Source organism: Criibacterium bergeronii (assembly GCF_001693775.2).
Classification (GTDB): Bacteria; Bacillota; Clostridia; order Peptostreptococcales; family Filifactoraceae; genus Peptoanaerobacter; species Peptoanaerobacter bergeronii.
Window position 1 is genome coordinate 1 of sequence record NZ_MBEW02000007.1, and the last position, 22,201, is coordinate 22,201.

The window sequence follows — 22,201 nt, forward strand, 5'->3', positions numbered from 1 at the left end:
CCCAACAATTTCCTCTCTTAGACATTGATTGCCCTAATCCATATTCTTTAACTTTGTTTTGGAATTTTGGACTTGTATAATGAACGCCTTGGTCTGAATGTATAAATGCTTCTTTGCTTAGTTGTACTTGTTTATTGTTCATCAATTTTTCTACTGTATTTATTGCTATGTCTAACGTTAGTCTGTCACTTAATTCGTATGATAAGATCTCATTTGTTGAGCCGTCTTTTATTGTTGATAGGTAAGTTGTATTTTCTGAACCATATTGTATATATGTTATGTCAGTTAAAAGTATTTTTCCTGGTACCTCCTGCTTGAAATTCCTCTTTAGCTTATTGTTTAGTACTTTGTGTTCTTTAGTTGCTTTTGCCATGCGTCTATATGGATTTGCTTTTCTTATTGGACAAACTATACCATATTTTCTCATAATTCTTTGAACTTTGTTTCTATTCATTGTAATGCCATATTGATCACCTCTGTTTTATTATACATAAAAAGAACCATAGATGTAGACTTTTTTATTTGTCTACTTCTATGGATCCATTTTCGTTGAATAAAGAACAATTTTCTGACCTAGTTCAGTATAGGAAAAACTATGAAAACTATTATGGAAAAGAAGTGGAAAGAGCTTAATAAACCGAATATTTTCTATAAAGGGCTCTTGGAGTTGGTTAAATAAACACCGTCTAGTTCTAATTTTTAATTAAAAAATCAGAGACTATCCCTTAAGACAGTCCCTTTTAATATTTCTATATTTTAATCATTATCTCTTTGCATCAACAATAATTCTTCTTTATTCATTTTATTAATAGCGATAATTGAAGATATTGGTCCTAATAAGGTTCCTAAAATTATTACTATTATTAACATTAAAAGCATAAGGAATATATTTGGTCTTAAAAAAGGCATATTCAAAAGTGATGAAAAAGCATTGTTAAATGTTATGCTTAATACAAAGGAAACCACAGAACCTATGACTGCCCCTGTTCCATTAATCAGTATAGATTCACTAAGAACTATTTCACTGAGTTTTTTCTTTGTTGCTCCTAATACCCTTATGGTTGCAAATTCTCTTTTCCTTTCCTTAACTGATAAGGTATTTACAAGACTTAAAATAAAGAAAGCTAGTATCCAAATCAAAGCTATCAATATATATACATATACAAGCATATTTTTTGCTGAATCGGAAACTTCTGTCATTATATTTCTTGGCAATAAGGGATAAACTTTTTCTTTTTTAAATTCTTCTTTAATAAGTTTTTGAATTTTTTTAGGATCTTCATTTTTTTTAACTTTTACTAAAATAGAAGATATATCATCTTTTTTTGCCACTGGATGATTAATAATCTTTTCATATTCCTCAGCTAATCTATGAGTTTCTTCTATTGTCATAAAAACTGAATTGTCAAAACCCATGCCGGTTTTTGCTAGCCTACCTCTTATATCAAATTCTTGATTGAAAAATTTAATCTTATGATTAATATTCCCCACAATATTAGCACCTACAACAACTTGTCCAGCTTTAATTGGAGATTTGATCTGTTTTTCAAGCCATGGTTTAACGCTAAAGTCATCAGAAAAGTCAATTCCTATAACTTGAATGGGAAAAGAGCAGCATCCAGCAGAAAGTGTAGCTAGGTAAACTTGACCACAAGCCTTTTCAACTCCCGGTATTTTTTTTACTCTATTTAATATATCCTTGTCAAAAAAGAATGTATTAGGTTCTCCCCTTAATATTGCGCCTGTAATTTTGGAATCATAACCTTCCGGAACTACTATAATGTCTGCTCCCATCCTATCTGATAGAGATTTCATGCCATTTTTAAGAGAAAAAATTATAAATGATGACATGAATAATATAAAAGTTAAAATTCCTACAAGAAAAATTAAGGTAATTGACCTTGTCTTTTTATTTTCTATATTCTTTTTTGCTAAATTAACTGTGTATAAATCTTTCATTATTTTGCACCGGCAAGAGCATTGTTGCAAGCTTCTATAAATTGCTTGTAGGTTTCTGTTGCCCCCGAAATAACGTCCACTCCTTCAGGACTTCCTTTTTCCACTAATATATCTGGGTATGACTTTGCAAGATTTATAGCTTGTTGGGCTATCTTATATAGTCCTTCATTTTGGCTTTGACCATAAGATTCATCCTTTTCTTTTCCATCTCCATCAATGTTTTGCATTGTGCAAGATTCAATCTTATTGTCTTTAACACTTATATCCACCTTTACAAGTCCGCCTCTTTCATCTTTGGCAGATTCTCCTTGATATGTGCCGTCTTTATAGCTTACGCTTGGAGCTTCTTCTTTTTTATCTCCTCCACAAGCAACTAGGACAAGCCCCAGAGATAAAATTATTAATAAATTTAAAATTTTTCTCATATAAACTCCTTAAGTTTTTCGTCTTTTATTGTAGAATCAAGAACAGGTCTTTTTCTTTTCATTTTTTCTTCTTTTGTAATCTTACCATGTTCAAGAGTTATCATTCTTTCAGATTCTTCACCGACTTCAGGGTCGTGAGTTACAACAATAATTGTTGAACCTGCATTGTGAAGTTTTTCAAATATGTCAAGAACTATATATTCATTCTTTTCATCCAAATTTCCCGTAGGTTCATCAGCTAAAAGTATAGCAGGATGATTAATAAGAGCTCTAGCTATACATACTCTTTGTTGTTCCCCACCTGATAATTGGTTGGGTAAGTGCTTGGCTCTTTCAGCAAGACCTACTGCAGCCAAAGCTTCCATTGCTTCTTGTGCATCTGGCATAGAATGATAGTATTGTGACATCATTACATTTTCCAAAGCACTTAAATAATTAACTAAATGAAATTGTTGGAAAATAAGTCCTATCTTATCCCTTCTAATAACTGTTAATTCCTTAGGTGACTTTTTTGCTATATCTTCCCCATCCAAAATAACTTCGCCAAATGAAGGTTTATCCATGGCACCGATAATGTTCATCATTGTTGTTTTACCAGAACCTGATGGACCCATTATAGAAATCCATTCACCCTTTTCTACACTTAAATTAATTTTGTCAAGGGCTTTAAGTTCACCATAAATTTTTGAAACATCTACAAGTTTTAATATATCCATAAAATTCCTTTCTATTCTCCACGAAGCACTAAAGCAGGATCAATATCAACAGTTTTAGATACCGGTATTAAAGATGCAACTATAGTTATTACTACGCATACAATAATTGTCATAGGTACTAAAAGAGGTAAGAAACTTACCTTTCTGGCAAATACCGAAATACTTACTCTATTGGCAAATATATATCCCAACACAACGCCTAAAAGTCCACCAAAAACCCCTAAAAATGCTCCTTCACCTAAAAAGTCAACAATTACTGAGGAATTTGTGGCGCCCAAAGCTTTCTTAAGACTTATTTCTTTACGCCTTTCAGTTACAACAGCCATCATTGTTGTGGATACACATATCATCATTATGAATAATACTATTATCGTTACAATGAAGACAAGGGCTTGTAATTTGTTCAAAACTATATCTTGTGATGCGGTAACTCTTTTTACCATTTGTGGAGTTAGAGATGCATCCTTTTGCGAAATATTTGATACTATTTTTGAAAGTTCATTTTGTTCGGCTTCTATTGAATATTCTACGATATCAAAATTTTTATCTTTTACAAGCTGTGAAATATCATCAATACTCATAAAAATTAGTTCTTCTTCTTTACCACCTGTTGTTACAACTCCTGAAACAACAAAATTAGTATCTATAGAACCTTCACCATGAACCTTGGGAGTATTTATAATAATTTTATCTCCCTCTTTTAATTCCAAAGCCTTTGAAACTTCATTACCTATTAAAACTTCTCTAGATTTTTCAGGCCATGAACCGTCAATAAGCCAGTATGGAGAATTTTCTTTTGCTCCCTTTAAATCTGTACCTGCAAGCATATAAGGTTGTTCATTAATTTTAGCATTTATATAAATATATGGTGCCTGACCGACTAGCTTTCCTGATGGAATTAAAGATTTAATTTCATCTAACTGGTCATTGGTAATTTTTTTATCAGGATTAGTAGGAATTACCAACATGTTTGCACCATAGGACCTAAATTCCTTACCCATTTGTCTAGGAATATCATAATAAATAGTAACAAGTCCTGATAGAATTGTTGCTCCCATAGCTATAGCAAGCAGTGCTGTTAACATTCTTGCACGTCTTCTTGCTAAGGAAGTCATTATCATTTTTAAATAAAATTTATTTTTACTTTTTTTACCTGCCATGTAGCACCTCCGTTGGATTTAAATTCAAGAGGTATCTTATAGCTGGTATTGAACCCAATATTGTTACAAGAATAATAAGAATTGCTACAATTGGAACTACCATAGCTGTTGGAGCTATTGCTGAACCGAAAACTGTTAGACCAATAATCTGAGTAAGAAGCAACCCAACTCCATAACCTATAACTGTTCCAAATATCGCTGTCAAAATAATTTCCAAAAGAATTATACCGATTATTCTTCCATTTGACGCTCCTATAGCTTTTTGAAGTCCAATTTCATTTGACCTTTCCATTACAGATGCTGTAATAAGATTAGAAATACCAAGTCCTGAACCAATCAAAGTTAATACTGTAATTAAAACCATAAGAAGAGTTGTCTTATTTAAAATATCTCCTTCACTTTCTGCAACTTGACGAATCGGCTTAGCTACAGAATCAGTCATTACTTCTGTTATTTGATAGCAAATAGCTGAAACATAAGCTGTGCAATACCATACTTCCCATTCCTTAACAGTTAATGATAGTGGATTTTTTGCAGCCTTTCTTGCTAAATCATTATCCGGTGTAGTAAGAGCTGATACTTCAACTTTATTTACAACTCCAGTAACTCCAGCAAAATCTTGTGCAGTTTTTAAAGTAGAATATATAAATGCATCTTCATCAGAGCCTGATGAGAAAATACCCTTAACTTTTAATTTTTTATCTAAATAATTGCTCTTTAGCTGGATTTCATCACCAACTTTAAATCCATTTCTGTCGGCAAAAATCTTTCCAAGCATAACTGAGTCCTTATCATCTTCTGATAACCACTCACCTTGAACTTCCCACCAATTTTTAAGTCTAATCATACCAGTATCAATTGATTCTCCAGTAGGCAAATCCATATGCTTATTAAACCATGTTCCTACCATCTTAGTATGCTTAGAATCATTATTACAAGAAACCCAAGTGTTAAGATAGGGTGTATAATCTACAATATTGTAAGCCCAAAAAATAGTTTTAATATTGGGAAGCTCTGATTCCTTTAAATATTTTTGAACCTGCCCTTCTTTTTCTTGCATGCCATACAAATCATCAAGAAGGGAAGCTTCCTTAGGCAATACGTTAATATTTGCTCCATAAGTCTTTAATTCTTGATTAACTTTATCTCCAACACCGAGCATTGTGTTTAACATTGAAGTGGCAAGAGAAGCTCCAAGGGCAACTGTAAATGCAATAAGAGCCATCTTTCCTTTTTGTCTAAAAAGTGCTCCTTTAACTATTCTCCAAAACATAAGCCCTCCTACTTAAATACATAAGACAATGCGTCAAGATCCTTTGGCTCAATTTTTATCTTTTTATCATGGACAATGTATTGGAAAGGTATTGGATTACATCCACCCTTAAAACCTATTGTACCTCTATTCATTACAACGTCGCACAACTTACAAATAATATCATCGCCTCTTTCAAAATATCCTGATGGACCACATATCTCGCAGGCATCAAGTACAACTCCATAAGAACCTTCTGATTTTTTAATACAGAAAAATCTCATTTGTGCACCATCTTTTGCCTTATACAAATATCTGTGCAAATGCATATCTTCTAAGCTGCTTAAAGGAATAACAATCATTCCATTTTCAGTTTGATAATCCTCCGGTGGTGAAAGAGCCTGTTCCTTATTAGCATATGCCTTTCCAGCCGTTAATGAAAAAGTATTGATAAATAAAACGGCAAGGAAAAAAATTGCCCAACTTCTTTTATTCTTCATTCTATACTTTATTTTTCTTAACTGAGCTCTATTACTATATTCTTCAATAACTTTAATATTTTGCTTATATAAAATTACTGGAATAGCTGTCATAATTAACATTGTTGCAAATAAAAACACATTTTCATGATTAGCTATAAATGCAATAACTCTAAAAAAGCTAACATTTCTAGGGATGATTCCTTTAGAATAAAATCTTTGAATTATGACGTTAAATTGGCTGATACCTGAACATATCAAGCTCAAAAAAACAATAATCTTTAAGTTTTTACCTTCAAGTTTAACTGAACACTTATATATGGCAAGTCCTGATAAAATCATCATGATTATCCCAAAAGCAAAGCCTAAAATCCTAAAAAGTACAATAGTTGAAACAGCACTTTCGCCATAATATACAAATTTGTTTGATTGGTTAAATACATATGGTAAATAATAAAAACAAATTCCTACAAGATAAACAACAACCGATGATGAAATGAAATTATCATAAATTTTAGCATTTATCTTATCTTCAAATATCATAAAAATTAATATTAAAAATACTGAGATAACTATGGGCACCATAGACCAGAAATTCAATTCTGTTCTATTAATAAAATTAGGTATATTTCTTATAATTATTGAAACAATTGCTGCAATTACCCCTAAAACTAAAGAAATTATAATAACATACTTTTTATATTTGCTCTGTTTAGTTGTATAATAGGCAAGTATTAAAGAAATCATTAGAGAAAAGGCTATTCCCGTCTCCATAACTTTAATAAAAATTTTTAAAATAATTTCACCCCCTACAAATGCATAGAAGGGGAACGTGAATTCCCCTTCAAAATATTAAAAATTTTCAAAGTTTTACCATTGTGGTCCGTTCCATTCGAAATCAGACCATTCTGCAACAATTGGTTCTGTCCAGAATCTACCTGTTACACCAGTTTCTTTATCTACGTGTAGTAAGTAGTCATTTCCTGGTGCAGCTACTTCGAATTTTACATTATAAACACCAACACCTTCGTCAAATTTAATATTTGCACCATAGTGTGGACCATCAGATGCGTTCATTGGCATGAAAGCAACTTCTTGAACATGGTCTGAACCTTTCTTTTGTATATAAGCTTTTACTTTTAACCATGGAACAAAATCACCAGCACCATAACCTAATGTTGAGCCTTCTTGTGATGCTGTAATGTCGGCTTCAATATGGCAGTCAGCGTCTTCTTTAGGAATTGAGTTGCCTGCTGGTTCCATATCAACTGGTTGGAAATATACACCAGAGACTACTAGAGGTCCTTTAGTTTGGTCATCGCCAATTGGAAATTCTTCAAATCCTGCATCTTCTCCTGGAGCTGCAGCTTTAGCATCTCCTGCTTCTTGTTTGTTTTCTTCAGCTGGTGCTTTTTCTTCTGTAGAAGTTTTAGCTGTATCATTAGCTTTTGTTTCTTCTTTTTTACCACAAGCTGTAACTGTTAATGCGCACACAAGTGCCATAGCAATAAAAAATAAACTTTTCTTTTTTAACATAATATCCTCCTATTTTTTTTCTTGGCCGGCTTCAAGCTCAGCTCTAATTTTTTTGTTTCTATTATTTTGATATATAACAGAAACAATAGTTACTACTAATAGAATAATTTGTGGAATAAGATTTTCATACCTATCGTATATTCCTATAGCTTCAGCAGACCATCCATTCATCCAAGAAACTACAGTTCTGCCAATTACATCAGCTTCTTGTAATTCTCCTACACCCTTTCCTAAGAAAGACAAGCAAAGTATGAACATTAACCAAGAAGTAAATGTAAAGAATGGTTTTAATGGTAGCCTTACAGAAACTTTAGCAATTAAATAATATACAATTGCAAGTATTATGGTAGCAACCAAAAGTCCAACCCACATATGCATTGGATTTTCAGAAATGCTTGTTCTCATACCTTGGAAGAACAAAATAAGTTCTGCACCTTCTCTTGCTACAGCTAAGAATGAAGTGAAAGATAAGGCAAAATAATTACCCCTTGAAACAGATTGTTCAACCTTGTTTTTAATGTATCTATTCCAGACTTCAACTTCAGATTTAGAAAGCATCCAATTAGATACATAAAATAGTACGATAACAGCAAGAAACATTGCGATTCCCTCGAATATTTCTTGTCCCATTCCTGACTCAACTTCTCCCACTGTATTGGCGACAATATTAAATACTCCAGCTAGGACTACTGAAAAAACAACACCTAGCAAGGCTCCAATATATACACCTTTTAAATAAGTTCTATTATTAGTCTTTGTTAAATATGCAGCAATGGCAGCTACAACTAAAATGGCTTCAAGTCCTTCACGAAGTGTAAGTCCGAGGACTGCAAAAAATGTACCAAATCTTTTTAGCAGCTCTCCAATCAATTGACCCGTTGAAAGGCTATTTGCATCTTCTTGACCTTGGCTGCCGGACTTGGAATCTCCAGAGGTTCCATCAAGAGTATGAGCATCTTCATGAAGATAAGTTATAAGTGCATCAATTTCATCTTTAACTTCTTTTGGGTCTGCATCTTCTTTAATAGAGCTTTTTGCTCTATAAAATTGATGTTCAACCATTGAACCCCTTTTGCCTGAAATTGCAGACATAGTTGTTTTTTCAAATCCAATTTTTTCATAGAATTTAAAGTAAGCTACGTTAACCGCATCTGTGGCCGCTTTTTTAGCATCCTTATCTCCGGGCTTGTAAACTTCCACAGCTTTTTGTAAATGTTCTGACATAGCATCAGCAACTTCAACCCAGTTAGCATACTTTGTTTCTGCTGCAAAAGCAGACGTCAAAGTGAGGCTAATCATGATTAATATCATTGCAAAAATGCTAGTCCTTTTCTTTAATAAATTCATCTCTATACCCTTTTCTTTATTAAACTTCCATCTTCCATTTGGTAAAGTATATTACCATATTTTAATATATCAAGCTCATGAGTAACTATAATAAGTGCCGTACCTTTAGAATTTATTTTTTTTAATAAATCCATTATCTCCACAGTAGTGTTTTTATCCAAATCACTTGTAGGCTCATCTAAAATCAAAAGCTTAGGAGAATTAATCATGGATCTTGCTATAAGCACTCTTTTTAGCTCTCCTCCAGATAAATTTCTAGGAAAATCATCTTTCAGATGCAAAATTCCCATCAAATCAAGAAGCATAGCTGCTTTTTCATAAGCAGATTCATCTCTTTTAAATAGATAATAAGGAAGAGATACATTCTCTAAAACATTTAAATTTGGGAGTGTCCCCAAACTTTGTGGCACAAAACCTATGATTTCGTTCCTATATTTGCTAATTTCTCTATCAGAAAAATCTCTTATATTTTTGCCCTTAGCAAAAATTTTACCTTCTGTAGGTTTTAATAAACCGGACAAAAGATTTAAAAAAGTTGACTTTCCGGAACCACTTCTCCCAATTATATTGACAAACTCCGCCTCATTCAAAGTAAAGTTTACATTTTTAACTGCAAAGAATGTATTAGAACCTCTTTTAAAACTCTTACTTAAATTTTCGGTTTTAATTATTGATTCCATTATGAATTTCTTTCTTTCATGCAATAATAAATATTAATTAAAACCAATATTACTGACAACAATGTGCAAAATGGAATGGTTTTTGCCCTGCACGCCATATCAGCTTTCATACACCCACCGATAAGCACGTGAGCATTTAGTATCTCTAAAATACCAAGTGCTATATTTGAAATAGATAATCCTAAAGATATTTTTGAATCTTTAACTATAATAAAAATGATTGCTAACACTGAAATAGCTATACCAATACCCATAGTCATATTTCCCATCCAATGGCATTTCATAAACTTACCATTTTCCATAGGATGACAAACGGGTGTTATAAATTTTGGTGCAAGCACTAACAAAAGACCTATAATTACAGAAATATATCCAAAAATTTTCTTTCTACTCATTTGAATCAATTCCTTTCTACTTATCTTTACAAGTAACATTATAATATGAAAAGGTATTTATGTTTTTTAAAAATTACAGTAATTAAATGTGAATTGTTGATTGATAATTGATAATTAATATCACTTAACAAGAGTCCTTAATTATAATATATGATTTTTTTAATTTTTGCAATAGTTTTTTTTAATATATTTAATAAAATTTAAAAACTCTTGGCAGGCAAATTAAATGTTCAAAATTAATAATTATCATCATAGAGAAATGGAATAACTCTTAACTATTATCCATTATTTTTTAATTTTTTTACGAGTACCAAGAGTAAAGACTATCGGAGAAGATTATACTGAAGAGAAAATCAAAGAAAGAATAGATTTAGCAATTAAAAATAAAGCTAATCCTACTAAAAAGCGTGTAGGAAATGTCATTGATATAACTAATAATAAAAAAACTCAATCCTCTAAAGGCTATGAAGTTTGGGCAAGAAAACACAATATTAAAATAATGGCTGATTCAATAATTAGACTTAGAGAACAAGCAATAAATCCAATTACTCAACTTGATGATCTAATTAAAAAATCTGCCGATGATAGACAAGACTTATTAGATGAAATAAAGGAAATTGAAACTGAGATGAAGAGTATATCACAAGATATTGAAAATGTAAATACTATAAATTATTATCGTGAAGTCTATAAATACCATAAGAAAAATCCTGATGATAAACAATTTGCAGAAGAATATTATAGTGAACTTTCCGTCTATAAAATAGCTGCTAAAGAAATCTTAGAAAACTATAAAAAACTGCCGAATACAAAAGAAATATTAACTAAACTCGATAAACTACAAGAAAAAAGGAACACCCTTATGCAAGAGTATTCTTTGAATAAAGAACAATTTTTTGACCTAGTTCAATATAGGAAAAACTATGAAAATTATTATGGAAAAGAAGTGGAAAGAACTTAATAAACCCTTCGAATATTTTCTATAAAGGTCTCTTGGAGTTGGTTAAATAAACACCGTCTGTCAAGTTTCCTCTATATATTTCTTACGCTAAATAAGATAGTAGTTCTTTTTGCGAATCCTTGTCGTCAGGAAAAATTATTTTATTTTCTTTATTAATATCAATTTTTAAGTTTAAATTTTTTGCAGACTTAATGATTTCATCTACAGAATTATTCTCAAGAACTCCAGAATCTAATTTATATGCAATTTTTCTTCTAGTCCAGTTATTACAAGACTCAGCTACAGAAACTATATCATCTATAGAGAAGCACTCATTAGAGCAAAAATCTTTTATATCATCGGTTGTTGCTTCTCTATAATATTTGTTTAGGTTAAATATTTGATTCGCCCAATAATACGATTTAAAATATAGATTACCATATTGGTCATGTCTTGGATGGGGAAAAAGGACGTATAAATTAAGGACTTGTCACTTTTTTTCTCTCCGCCCCCGCAGGCCGTCAGGAAAACCAGAGCCAAAAGATATCTTCCTTTTTCCCGCAAAAGGTCCTCCTTCCCTGACATAAGAAAGAACAGGTTGCCCTGTCCCACTTGTTTTCATCTTTATCTCTTTTTTTGAAGGTGTTTTAGAATAAATTATTCTGCAATTTCTCCACTAATTTGATCATTGGTAGAAGATGGTTTTACAAAAGTTGGGAACCAACCTTCTTTAGCCGATAATCCGTCTTTGTTATCACCATAGGGATACCTTGTCGTCTTTTGCTGCTTCTGCTTCTGCTTCTGCGTCTGCTTTTTCCTTGTTGTTTTCAGCATTGGCACTGGCATTGTTTGCCGGAGCAGCATTGATGCCTGCATTGTCTTTAGGTCCGCAAGCAAATAAAAGCATGGAGCAATATCCTTACTTTCTCCCCAGGAAGCGTTTTGTCAAGTACCTTTTTATATTTATGGACGCTTATTCTATAAAGAATTTTAAGTTTTAGACAAGAAAAAAACAGTAAACCTTTTTTTGATTTACTGTTCTTGTTTTAGTTTCGTATAAATTACTATTTTTATAAATTACGCAAGTAAAATCACTCTAACCATGTAAGAACTTCTCTATGATATAGAATAAAGTAAAATACTAAGAAACTTATGATTATAGAAAATAAGTAAACATAGCGATTTTTCACTCTTCTAAAAAATAATACTCCGAAAGCAATAGTTCCTATTCCATCCATTAGTAACTGAAATAGAAAAGTATGTGTCATGTAAAATTTTATTGCTATAGCTACCGTTTCCGAAAATAATGCTCCTACAGGCAACGAATATAAAATAGAGTTATAAAATTTATCTCTATTCCAATAATAAAGTGCAAACGCTGCAATCGCACATGGTATAGACAAAATAGTAAACATTATAAATAAAGAAAAACGAAATCCATCCGAAAACATTGGAATAAACATACCAAGAATAACTTGCAATCCATAAAAGCTCAATGTCATTCCAAACATATATAAGGATGAGCTAATTCCTGCACACTTATTAGATGAACTTTTTACTACTATTACAGTATTTGAAATCATCCAAAATCCTAATAGTGTTTGAACAGAAGACCAACTCCATAAAGTATCTAATGAGCAGTAATCTAATAATCGAGTAATACATCCCACCAATATTCCAATTAAAAATATTTTTATATATGATTTTCTATCATCTCTTAACTCCATTTTCATTATATTTCATCTCCAAAAAATTTATAATTACTCATAATATTATAGCATAATTGGGAATAGTTTTATAGCTCTAACTCATTCCTCTTTACCTGTAACAGTTGCTTTTCTTGTTCCTGTAACTGCTCTATACAGGTTTTAACTTTTTCAGCCTGTTCAACTTCTTCTCGTATCTCTAATATTTGATTGTAAAGGCTCTTTTTGTCTTTTTTCAAGGTGGCAAGTTCTGATTTCCATTTGGATATATTTAAGGTCTTGCTTTCTCCTAAATGCTCTTTTAGATGTTTCTTTGCACTTTCAAATAAAATGAGTTCTGCCGTATGCTCGTTATAAAAATCTTCCTGTTTGCTTTTCTTGGTTTTGGTATAGGCTTTGTAGGTGTCCTTGTACTTCAAATATTTTTCTGATTGGTCTATGAGTTGTGTTTTTTCATCAATCTTTTTCTCGGTATCTTTTAAAGCTCTTGTGGTCTTATAATTCTTATCTCGTAAATCGGTAATGCTTTCTTTCAGTTCAGATAATGAATTGATGTTTTTCTCTTTTAGTAATTGACAACTCTCAATATATTTTTCCAAGTCTGCATTGTTGTTATCTGTATTTTTACGGATAAGATTTTCAAAGATGAATAACAGGTTCTCTTTGGGTGGGAGGGTGGATTTTGGTGCTACACTATAAAAGTAGACAAAAAACAAGAATAGATTTATCATAAAAATATACAAAAAAACAAGGAGGTTTTATGGCAAATAAAGGAATAAGATATGACGAGGAATTTAAAAAATCTATTGTAGAATTATACAATAATGGAAGAACACAAGCTTCTCTAATGAGAGAATATGATATTTCACAATCTGCAATATCAAAATGGATTAAACTGTATTCCTCTGTGGAAATTGATAATGGCCAAATCCTTACTGCTAAGCAAATTAAAGAGCTTCAACAAAACAACGCTAAATTAGAAGAGGAAAACTTAATATTAAAAAAAGCGATTGCCAGTTTCACGCCACACTCAAACAAAAATTAGATGCTGTCTACAAACTTAGAAAAGAACATAATATCAACACTCTTTGCAGAGTTTTGAATGTAAATAGAAGCACATATTACAAGCATTTTTTCTCAAAGCCTTCTAATCGAGAGATTGTAAATACTGATATCAAGAGTAAAATTTTAAAAATTTATGTTGATTTCAAAAACTCTATTGGTGGCTACAAAATTAAAAAAGTTCTCCTGCGTGATTATGGTATAAATATAAGTGCTGGCAGAGTGTACAGACTTATGAATTCAATGAACCTTCCTAAAGCTAGAAAGACAAAACCAAAATGCAAGTCTTCTCCAGCTGAAAATAAAGTCTGCAAAAACCATCTAAAACAGCAATTTAACCAAGATGCTCCTAACAAAATATGGGCAAGTGATTTTACTTACGTAAAAGTAAACAGTCATTGGTATTATTTGTGTGTTGTTATGGACTTGTTTTCAAGAAAGATAATTGGCTGGAATTTATCTTCAAAACACGATGTAGATCTTGTAAAAACAGCATTTGAAAAAGCATACGAAAAAAGAAAATATCCAAAATCGTTAATGTTTCATTCTGACAGAGGCTATAAGTACAACTCAACATCCTTTAGAAATCTGTTAGAAAGCTATGGAGTTTGCCGGTCTTTGTCTAAAAAAGGCTATCCTTATGACAATGCCTGTTTGGAGAGTTTCTTTAAGCAAATGAAATCAGAAGAGATAGAAAGGAGAACTTATAAGAGTGTAAAAGAGTTATATTTTTCTTGTTTCGAATACATCCAAAGGTACAATAATAAGAGACCTCACGGTTCACTTGGTTACTTAACCCCAAATGAGTATGAGCAAAAATATAAAGAAAGGAGTGTTTAATTTTTTATATTTTTTAGAAAAAATATTCCAAAAATGTGTCCAAAGTATTGACTGCTACGCAATTTTGTATTTTCGTTTTCTGTTTTTTCTTCTTTTCCAATTCCTCTTATCCAATTTAGTAATGCCTTTATTCTTCTTGAGATTTCTCTTAAAATCATATTGATCCACCTTATCCTGTATGCTATTTTCTTCAAGATATTTATTTGTAATGTCTGCCCATGCTTTTCGCCATTCTTCTGCTTTGTCTTGCTCGTTCCAATCGGTTGTATTGATTTTTCGTGTTTTGTAATTGCCATTTTTGAGTTTTACTTTTGCTCCGTTTTCGTCAAGGATATATTCTTTTTTTGATTTTGCTCCCCATGTTGTATCTTCATTTAGTGGTCGCATAGTAAGTAGGATATGGCAATGTGGGTTTCCATCATTTTTATCATGTAGGGCAATGTCGGCACACATACCCACTTTTACAAAATTTTCTTTTACATATTCTCTGACAAGATTTATTTGTTTTTCTCTGTCTAATTCTTTAGGCAAGGCAATTTCAATTTCTCTTGCAAGCTGTGAGTTTTTATTCTTTTCTACTTTCTCGACACTGTTCCATAATGTTCCTCTATCTGAAAATTCATGTGGTGCATTTTGTGGCAATAGAATTTCTGTATGTGCTATTCCACCTTTTCTTGTAAAGTCATTGACTATTCCGTCATATTCATTTTTTATTTTTTCGCCACTTCGATAGGCAGAAGCTGCTACTGCACTTTTGCCTTTGCCTCTTGAAATAATCTTTATGCAAAGATGATATATCGCCATAAAAGAAAACCTCCTTTCCATTTTTCGGTATGGTTATGGTGGCGATAGATAAGACTTCCTAAAAAAAATCGGATAGCTTTTTATCCGATTTCTTCCCCGAAGTACACAAGGGGTAGGAAATTTATTTCCGTAGGGGAATGTAGTTCCCCTGTATCAGCGTTAGCTGATATGCTTATCTAGCAAGAGCCTTCGGAGAACGCACGCACCTGTTAAGGTGTATATGTGCGCCCTTGTAAACAAGGGACTATTCTTAGATGTCCGTTTCTTCATCTTCGTTTTCTGTATTTTCTACTTCTATTTGTTCTCTTTTCTCTATTATTTTCTGTATTTTGATATTGGCTTCTTCTTTACGAATTAGAGATGTGATTAGCTGATAAAATTCATCTTTGCTTAAGTTCTTGCTTTCTGTAAAGATACTTTCAAAGACTGCTCCTTTTTCATATATTCTTTTATCTCTCTTTTTTCTTTCTTCCTGTTTCTGTTGACTGATGAGTTTTTTTCTTTTGTTTTGTAACTGCTTGATTTCTTCATCTGCCATTAAGATTTTTTCTTCTATGTTTTTCATTTTCTGTTTTCCTCTCTTTCTATTTTTAAATAAAAGAAAAGACGATAGATTTTTTGATTTTCCATCGTCCAATTCATTCATTATTTAGTTTTATATGCCTTGAAAATTTAATCTTATACCCGTCTAAACCAAGGTATAATCCTGTTTACTTTTTTACAGTATTTCACATAATCGTATCCAAATTTTTCTAATAGCCATTTTTCTTCTGTCCATTTCATAAGTATTGTCAAGGAAATGTAAAATACAACGGGAAGAATAAGAAGATATATATTGTGAGCTATTATCAAACCTCCTGTAAATATCATCAAAAATGCCGAATATATAGGATTTCGCACTATGGAATATGCTCCTTGTGTTACTAGGTTACCCTTTTTTATATCCAAAGCTATCTTTTGAATAATTACCGCATATACCCATAATGTCAATCCACCTAAAATAAATAGTGTTCCCAGAATAATTGCTATATATTTTACACCTTGCAAATTCCCTTGTTTTAAAAATCCGGTATTTCTTATAGCAATTCCTACAACTGTTAAAATAAAGCAACAAATAACATAAGCAGGACCTACTCCGAAAACAGGTAATTTTTTATTTTTCAATATATCACGCTCCCATACACTTAAAATCTGTAATTCATTTCCATAGAAAAACAACAACTACCGCATGAATTGCCGATATGATTGGTATTAGTAAAAAAGGTACAAGTAAGAAATGTTCGTGAATCGCCAAATGTTTCATCCAATTCTTGAATTCATAATCCTTGTGTCCCTCTGTACTGGGAATGACAATTTTCTCTTTATATTTGCCTTGAAACAATAGACAGTCTAACAACAAAAAATCCCCTGCATTCAATATACTCCACTGAATATACCCCATCCAAAATAAATTCCAAAAGCCAACAACTTCCGAATGTAAAAGACTTATCGCCGAATAAACAAAACAAGTCCCAATAATCGTTATAGTCAATAACAAATTTATTCTTTTCTCTTGTTTTGTCATCTGCTTAGGAGCTGATTTCTGAATAGACTTTGGATAGGAATCAAAAAATAATCTTGGATTTATAAGTACCAAACTAGCCACTATTCCATTAAAAATAGCTGCTATAGCAATTCCATAAAGAATTGCTCCCATGAAATCCATAAAACCAACTTCTTTTCAAATTTTACCTTTAATTACATCATCCAAAATTTATAGTACTATCTTTTTCCATTTCCTAATTTTTGTTCTAAATGTTCCAAATGGTGCAACAGTATTCACATGAATAAACTTATATACTTCCCATACTGCTGTTTTAGTTGCTTCATCAGCCCATTTTCTCATGTGAGGTTTAAATAATTCTTCCTCACTTAATGTATCAATCATTTCATAAATAGAGTCGATGTTTTCATTTAATTTTACTATCAACTCATTTAGAGATAAAGGAGCATAGGTATCTGTAAACCATTGATATAATTCACCCAATTGATTCCATTTAAAGTTTTCTGATGGTGTCTTTACTTTTAGTCCATTTCTTTCATTTTCTTCCCATTGAAGAACTAAGGTAGTCCACCCTAATTGATAAGCAAGATTTTCAGCCGGTGTTCTATCAACTTCGATTATTCTCTTATCTTTTAAAGATTCAGGAATATTATCAAATTCAGAAATATATTTTTCAAAGCTTTTATTTATCTCATTTTTCAATTCCTCTTTATCCTTGTATGTTCTCAAAATATCTCCTCCACAAGTTTCTAATTTGCTCTTCATATAGCCCTAATCTTACAATTTACCGCTTCAATTAAAGCAATGCAAAATGCTCCTATCATCGGTAAGCCATATGGACTTACTAAAAAAGCTATTACTAATGCTTGTATTCCTATTACAGTATCATGATAGATAAAACTTGCTACCCCCCTATTACACAAAAGGACATTAGAAAATATAATATCGTTGTTCCAATACCTAACAAGAATGTTAGAAAAGCTGTTAAAATTGACAGTACCAGTGAAACAGGAAAAAGTATAATTTTTAATATTATTCTCATCGTTCATCCTACTAGCTGGTGTACTGTTTACAACACTTATTTTTGTAATAAATGCTCTAAACAGCACAACAACTACTTAATTTTTTAGTTTTTAACTTTGGTAGAAGTTCTAAAACCCTTGTATTTACTTGACTATTTGCCTGTGTCATTATTATGACACGAAACCCACAGGCTGGGTCATATACTTTATTGGCTTCGTGTTTTCCCACTACTGCAATTCTTGTGAGTAGTTCTGAAACTTCTTGTGGTGTATAAAATTCTCCTCCGGATTTTCCTGCGTTGGACGCATACATTGTAATCAAATATTCGTACGCATCTCCAAAGGCGTCTATTGTATTATTTTTATAGTCGCCCAGTTTCATTTCGCCTACGCCATTTAGTAGTTTAGTGAGCTTGTCATTTCGTTTTGCAACTGTAGCTCCCAATTTATTAGAATTTACGTCAAAGTCATCTAGCAAGCCTACAAAGTCATGCTCACTGATATGACCTTTTGAGGACTCTTCTATATGTTTAAATACTTGTTCTATAAATTCGTTTAGATGTTCTTGTGTCCACTGTTTGTCTGCATTTGCTTTTTTTCTGAAATTTGAAAAAAGTTCTGATGGAAGGATAAAATATCCTTTTTCGTCTACTAGCCCTGCTCTTGCCTCCTGTACATCTTCGTCAGTCATGTCCTCATAGTTGAAATCCGGGTTTCCTGCCTCAATTTCACCTTTATTTACATAATTTGTCATGTTTTCTGAGATATATCTATAAAACATCATGCCATTACATAGGATTTAAAATCCCAGCCATCTACACTGCCTCTTAAATCATCAGCTATGCTCCAAATTGCTCTATGTAGTTCTGTTCTTTCTACTTCTTTTTGTTGTCTGTCATAATTTTCACTTCCTATATTTTTATTTGTTATTGCATGACGAATAATTTTTATTGCTTTAATTATATTGTATATTTCTAAAATTATCAATTTATACTATTATCTATTTAAAAAAATCACTATGTTTAAAAAGGTGCAGTTGAGTTTTACTGACAAAATACTTTGTACTTTATAGAAAATTTATACATAAAATTATAATTCATATGCAAAAATTTCAAAAGTCGCAAAATATGAAAACAATCAAAACCACATATCTACAAAGCTTTTTCCAACAATTGGATATTTCCAAATTGACATCCCTTTGTCTTTGTAATTAAAAGTTCCCCATAAAAAATCTTTAATGTACTGCATATCTCTTCTCCTTTATTTTGCATAAAAAATAGACCTGTTTAAAGTCTAGTGTCTAAAGACAAATAATTGCATAAAACCCGCACTCTCAAGCGACTAAACTAAAAACTTAAAAATCTTAAAAAAAGATTCTTTCAATTTCCCTATATCTTCATCATCTAAGTCATAAATTTTTTTACCATAAATTCTACTTTTATGAATTTCACGTATCTTAATAACCTTTACAAAAGCTTTGTCATATGTTGGATTTTCCTGATATTTAGTACAAACTATCGTAAAACCGTCTATGTACTTTTTGCCAGCCTTTTTACTTGTAATAGGAGCAACTAAAAACGTATCATCATTTGAAATGCCATTTAAAAGCACTGCATAGTGCTTACCGGATAATTCTCCGCCTTGATTATTTTTGAAATCAACTAAATATACACCTAAAACATCGTATGTCATATACAATATATACATTCGAAATCAAAATATCTGTAGCAAAGCAATTTGGACTGTACCTTAAACTCATATCTACTTGCATAGTGGATATTTTTTCAAAGTTTGAGCTGTAAATTTCTTTTATACTACCATTAGACCAAAAGAATACATTCCCTTTTTCAGTTTTTTTAATGAAATTATCATAGTTACTATTATTTGCTATATCATAAATAGATTAGACAATATTTTTTAATATAGTACAGCTTAAGTACACCTTATGAAGTGAAAAATACCATAAAAACACAACATCAAACAACATAAGAAAATATATAAAAACGGCTAATTTCAAATACTTTGATTGAAATTAGCCATTCTTATTTTACTATTGGTGGAGATAAACCCTCAATATCCGAACTCGTGATACTGAGGGTGTTGCTCCCTGTAATATTGAAAGTACAAGTGATTGTCCTGCTACCATCAGGTTTGTCATAAACGAATACAGAGTTTACTAAGGCATCTATGATACGAGTTTGATATTCTATATCGTTCACATCGCCATTCTTAAACGATTCGAGCCAAAAGATAATTCGCTCCTTCGTTAAGAGTGGCTTTTTCATTTCCTCCTTAGTAATTCGCCCCTCAATAGTCCTTTTTTCAACTTCTAATTCTTCTAACCTATCTTTTGTAGTTTCTGTAAAAATACCCTGCTCTATGGCTGATAATAAATTTTTTAATTTTTTATTTGTTTCCTTCAGTCTGTCTTTTAGACCGGTTAATACAGATGTGTCTTTTAATTCTTTTTCTACTATCTGCATTGCTCTTTCGACAATATTTTCGATAATCTCAGAAATTAGTATTTCCTGAACTGTAAATTGTACTATTTGCTTTTCAAGAGGTTCTTTCTTTTCGTTCTTTTTATTACATTTATGTTGTCGTTTTCTACAATTACATTTGTAATATCTATGGATTTTTCCTGTCTTAGAAGTACCACTTTCTCCTATCATTGGACTACCACAATGACCACAAAAAATCTTAGTAGATAATAAGTAATCAACCTTTGCTTTATTTTTAGCACGAGCCGAATAAGTGTGTTTTAGTGAAGCCTGTACTTTATTAAATAATTCTTTACTTATTATTGGCGGTATGGCGTTTTCTAATACAACATCATCGTGAGTATATATTCCTATATATCTTTCGTTCCTTAGTATTCTTCCTAAAGAGTTCTTGTTGAATTTATTGCCCCTTGAGGTCTTATAACCTTGCTCGTTTAAGTAATTCACTATTTGAGTGGCTGATTTACCTTCAGAATACATAATGAAGATTTCCTCTACTGCTTTTGCACCCACAGGTTCGATTTCATATTTTCTATCTTTTCCTATCTTATACCCAAGAGGTAAAGACCCCATAGCTATTCCTTGTAAAGCATTTTCTTTTAGACCTCTCTTTATACTTCTTGCGAGATTTTCTGAATAGTATTCGGCATATCCTTCGAGTACACTCTCAAGAATAATTCCTTCAGGTGTATCGGGCATAGGTTGTTTTGCATAGAAGATTTTAACGCCATTCTTTTTTAGCTTTGCTTTATATATAGCACTATCGTATCGATTACGAGCAAATCTATCAAGTGTGTACATTATTACAGCGTCAAAATGACCTTTTTCACTATCCTTGATAAGTTTTTGAAAAGCCGGTCGATTATCTGTTTTTCCTGAAATAGCTCTATCTATATATTCATCTACTATTGTTATAGCATTTTTCAATGCAAATTCTTGACATTCCCTAAGTTGCCCCTCGATAGATTCTTCTCGTTGGTTGTGGCTCGAATATCTTGCGTATATTACAGCTTTAATACGACCACCCCCTATATATCAGTATCTACCTTATTTTCAAACTCATAAACCATTGCCATAAACTCGTGTTTGGTTCTTCGAGATAGAGTTCTATAAATACGAAGTATATCTTCTTCGTCTGCGTCTGAATGTTTAATTGGAATTACTTCTTCGTCATCAGCGAAGAAATCCATCACGGAACAAGCAAGATGTTTTGCAAATTTTAACATCATTTCTTCGTTTGGTATAGAACCATTTTTAATCGCAGTTACCTTAGAAGTCGATATACCGAGGTCTTTACATACCCTTGTTAGGGTAGTGCCTTGCTCCTTACAAATTCTATTCAAATTATCACTAAAAGACATCGAAATCCTCCTTTCAAAAATAATTCGTAAAAATAGAATTTTACTATTGACAATTCGTATAATAAGAATTACAATAACAACAAGAAGTTCGGGATATGCGAATTGACAATAAAAGACCAGCCTCTCAAAAATGGCACTTTTTGAGAAGTTATTACGAAAAATTTCTTATAAGAATAATAACAATAATTCGTCTTTTTGTCAAGGCAAATTCATACTTCAAGAATTGGAGAAAGGAGGATTGCAGATGAATGTCAAAGAAAGAATGAGCGAGCTTGGGATTAGTCAGGTGGATATGATGATTGAACTTCGTGAGCGAGGTTATGAAGTTCAGCCACCTATGATGTCAAGTATTCTTCGAGGAGTTTATACCTATCCAAAAGCAAAGCTAATTCTTGCTGAGTGTAAAAAAATACTACTTGAAAAAGAAAACGAACTTGTCTGATTTTCAGATTTATAACCTCGCAAGACCATTG

General features: G+C 31.8%; 26 protein-coding genes and 4 pseudogenes. 4 read left to right on the forward strand and 26 right to left on the reverse strand.

The genetic code is table 11. The features are described 5' to 3' along the window. The 11 genes and pseudogenes from BBG48_RS04440 to BBG48_RS04490 all read right to left on the reverse strand — a co-directional run. Positions 1-466, reverse strand: a pseudogene (locus BBG48_RS04440) (DDE-type integrase/transposase/recombinase); the annotation flags it as partial. Between the two features lie 290 nt (positions 467-756). Further along, a complete protein-coding gene (locus BBG48_RS04445) occupies positions 757-1,959 on the reverse strand; it encodes an ABC transporter permease (RefSeq protein WP_068913707.1) in 1,203 nt (400 codons plus the stop codon). Next, positions 1,959-2,384 (reverse strand): FMN-binding protein, encoded by a 426-nt coding sequence (locus BBG48_RS04450; protein WP_068913705.1) that lies wholly within the window; start codon positions 2,382-2,384, stop codon positions 1,959-1,961. Before BBG48_RS04450 ends, BBG48_RS04445 begins: the two co-directional genes overlap by 1 nt. Continuing rightward, positions 2,381-3,100, reverse strand: coding sequence for an ABC transporter ATP-binding protein (locus BBG48_RS04455; protein ID WP_004824231.1), 720 nt, complete (start codon positions 3,098-3,100; stop codon positions 2,381-2,383). The genes BBG48_RS04450 and BBG48_RS04455 overlap by 4 nt, the downstream gene beginning before the upstream one ends. An 11-nt stretch (positions 3,101-3,111) precedes the next feature. Further along, positions 3,112-4,260: an ABC transporter permease gene (locus BBG48_RS04460; protein WP_068913703.1), complete on the reverse strand. Its 1,149-nt coding sequence runs from the start codon at positions 4,258-4,260 to the stop codon at positions 3,112-3,114. Continuing rightward, positions 4,250-5,533 (reverse strand): ABC transporter permease, encoded by a 1,284-nt coding sequence (locus BBG48_RS04465; RefSeq protein ID WP_068913701.1) that lies wholly within the window; start codon positions 5,531-5,533, stop codon positions 4,250-4,252. Before BBG48_RS04465 ends, BBG48_RS04460 begins: the two co-directional genes overlap by 11 nt. A gap of 8 nt (positions 5,534-5,541) precedes the next feature. Continuing rightward, positions 5,542-6,738, reverse strand: coding sequence for a Fe-S-containing protein (locus BBG48_RS04470; RefSeq protein ID WP_243446739.1), 1,197 nt, complete (start codon positions 6,736-6,738; stop codon positions 5,542-5,544). Positions 6,739-6,861: 123 nt separating this feature from the next. Beyond that, positions 6,862-7,527, reverse strand: coding sequence for an iron transporter (locus BBG48_RS04475; protein WP_068913698.1), 666 nt, complete (start codon positions 7,525-7,527; stop codon positions 6,862-6,864). Between the two features lie 9 nt (positions 7,528-7,536). Further along, positions 7,537-8,874 carry an FTR1 family iron permease gene (locus BBG48_RS04480; protein ID WP_068913696.1) on the reverse strand — a complete coding sequence of 446 codons (1,338 nt, stop codon included), beginning with the start codon at positions 8,872-8,874 and terminating at the stop codon, positions 7,537-7,539. A gap of 2 nt (positions 8,875-8,876) precedes the next feature. Beyond that, positions 8,877-9,554 (reverse strand): ABC transporter ATP-binding protein, encoded by a 678-nt coding sequence (locus tag BBG48_RS04485; RefSeq protein ID WP_068913695.1) that lies wholly within the window; start codon positions 9,552-9,554, stop codon positions 8,877-8,879. After that, positions 9,554-9,949 carry a DUF4418 family protein gene (locus BBG48_RS04490; protein ID WP_068913693.1) on the reverse strand — a complete coding sequence of 132 codons (396 nt, stop codon included), beginning with the start codon at positions 9,947-9,949 and terminating at the stop codon, positions 9,554-9,556. Before BBG48_RS04490 ends, BBG48_RS04485 begins: the two co-directional genes overlap by 1 nt. A 499-nt stretch (positions 9,950-10,448) precedes the next feature. Between BBG48_RS04490 and BBG48_RS04495 the strand changes: the two genes are divergently transcribed. Continuing rightward, positions 10,449-10,910: a relaxase gene (locus BBG48_RS04495; protein WP_068913691.1), complete on the forward strand. Its 462-nt coding sequence runs from the start codon at positions 10,449-10,451 to the stop codon at positions 10,908-10,910. A 366-nt stretch (positions 10,911-11,276) separates the two neighbouring features. Here the strand turns inward: BBG48_RS04495 and BBG48_RS10965 are convergent, their stop codons facing one another. From BBG48_RS10965 to BBG48_RS04505, 4 genes and pseudogenes are all read right to left on the reverse strand, one after another. Then, a complete protein-coding gene (locus tag BBG48_RS10965) occupies positions 11,277-11,453 on the reverse strand; it encodes a hypothetical protein (protein WP_158527901.1) in 177 nt (58 codons plus the stop codon). A 190-nt stretch (positions 11,454-11,643) separates the two neighbouring features. Beyond that, positions 11,644-11,796, reverse strand: coding sequence for a hypothetical protein (locus BBG48_RS10970; RefSeq protein ID WP_158527902.1), 153 nt, complete (start codon positions 11,794-11,796; stop codon positions 11,644-11,646). 184 nt (positions 11,797-11,980) lie between these two features. Next, on the reverse strand, positions 11,981-12,622 hold the full coding sequence (locus BBG48_RS04500; RefSeq protein ID WP_243446740.1) for a hypothetical protein: 642 nt from the start codon (positions 12,620-12,622) through the stop codon (positions 11,981-11,983). A gap of 62 nt (positions 12,623-12,684) precedes the next feature. After that, a pseudogene (locus BBG48_RS04505) lies at positions 12,685-13,278 on the reverse strand (MobQ family relaxase); the annotation flags it as partial. 77 nt (positions 13,279-13,355) lie between these two features. Here BBG48_RS04505 and BBG48_RS11240 point away from each other — a divergent pair. Beyond that, positions 13,356-13,640 (forward strand): IS3 family transposase, encoded by a 285-nt coding sequence (locus BBG48_RS11240; RefSeq protein WP_068913682.1) that lies wholly within the window; start codon positions 13,356-13,358, stop codon positions 13,638-13,640. Further along, positions 13,592-14,497, forward strand: coding sequence for an IS3 family transposase (locus tag BBG48_RS04515; RefSeq protein ID WP_068913680.1), 906 nt, complete (start codon positions 13,592-13,594; stop codon positions 14,495-14,497). Before BBG48_RS11240 ends, BBG48_RS04515 begins: the two co-directional genes overlap by 49 nt. Before the next feature lie 47 nt (positions 14,498-14,544). Here BBG48_RS04515 and mobQ read toward each other — a convergent pair. The 11 genes and pseudogenes from mobQ to BBG48_RS04565 form a co-directional block, all read right to left on the reverse strand. Continuing rightward, positions 14,545-15,301, reverse strand: a pseudogene (gene mobQ / locus BBG48_RS04520) (MobQ family relaxase); the annotation flags it as partial. Between the two features lie 250 nt (positions 15,302-15,551). Further along, on the reverse strand, positions 15,552-15,866 hold the full coding sequence (locus BBG48_RS04525) for a DUF3847 domain-containing protein (RefSeq protein ID WP_068913678.1): 315 nt from the start codon (positions 15,864-15,866) through the stop codon (positions 15,552-15,554). A 113-nt stretch (positions 15,867-15,979) separates the two neighbouring features. Next, complete coding sequence (locus BBG48_RS04530) at positions 15,980-16,465, reverse strand: methyltransferase family protein (RefSeq protein WP_068913825.1); 486 nt, start codon at positions 16,463-16,465, stop codon at positions 15,980-15,982. A gap of 34 nt (positions 16,466-16,499) precedes the next feature. Continuing rightward, on the reverse strand, positions 16,500-17,006 hold the full coding sequence (locus BBG48_RS04535; protein ID WP_068913677.1) for a hypothetical protein: 507 nt from the start codon (positions 17,004-17,006) through the stop codon (positions 16,500-16,502). 48 nt (positions 17,007-17,054) lie between these two features. Continuing rightward, on the reverse strand, positions 17,055-17,573 hold the full coding sequence (locus BBG48_RS04540; protein ID WP_068913675.1) for a ClbS/DfsB family four-helix bundle protein: 519 nt from the start codon (positions 17,571-17,573) through the stop codon (positions 17,055-17,057). Between the two features lie 32 nt (positions 17,574-17,605). Further along, a pseudogene (locus BBG48_RS11245) lies at positions 17,606-17,886 on the reverse strand (CD1845 family protein). Positions 17,887-17,942: 56 nt separating this feature from the next. Beyond that, the gene (locus BBG48_RS04550; RefSeq protein ID WP_330410071.1) at positions 17,943-18,650 is read right to left on the reverse strand and encodes an N-6 DNA methylase; all 708 of its coding nucleotides are present in this window, start codon (positions 18,648-18,650) and stop codon (positions 17,943-17,945) included. Then, positions 18,647-18,853 carry a hypothetical protein gene (locus tag BBG48_RS11460; RefSeq protein WP_330410072.1) on the reverse strand — a complete coding sequence of 69 codons (207 nt, stop codon included), beginning with the start codon at positions 18,851-18,853 and terminating at the stop codon, positions 18,647-18,649. The genes BBG48_RS04550 and BBG48_RS11460 overlap by 4 nt, the downstream gene beginning before the upstream one ends. Before the next feature lie 354 nt (positions 18,854-19,207). Beyond that, positions 19,208-19,558, reverse strand: a complete 351-nt coding sequence (locus BBG48_RS04555; RefSeq protein WP_068913823.1) for a type II toxin-antitoxin system PemK/MazF family toxin — start codon at positions 19,556-19,558, stop codon at positions 19,208-19,210. Between the two features lie 350 nt (positions 19,559-19,908). Continuing rightward, complete coding sequence (locus BBG48_RS04560) at positions 19,909-21,399, reverse strand: recombinase family protein (RefSeq protein ID WP_319946250.1); 1,491 nt, start codon at positions 21,397-21,399, stop codon at positions 19,909-19,911. Continuing rightward, the gene (locus BBG48_RS04565) at positions 21,396-21,728 is read right to left on the reverse strand and encodes a helix-turn-helix domain-containing protein (protein WP_068913672.1); all 333 of its coding nucleotides are present in this window, start codon (positions 21,726-21,728) and stop codon (positions 21,396-21,398) included. The genes BBG48_RS04560 and BBG48_RS04565 overlap by 4 nt, the downstream gene beginning before the upstream one ends. A 238-nt stretch (positions 21,729-21,966) precedes the next feature. Here BBG48_RS04565 and BBG48_RS04570 point away from each other — a divergent pair, with 238 nt between their 5' ends. Next, a complete protein-coding gene (locus BBG48_RS04570) occupies positions 21,967-22,170 on the forward strand; it encodes a hypothetical protein (RefSeq protein WP_147292827.1) in 204 nt (67 codons plus the stop codon). Positions 22,171-22,201 lie beyond the last annotated feature (31 nt).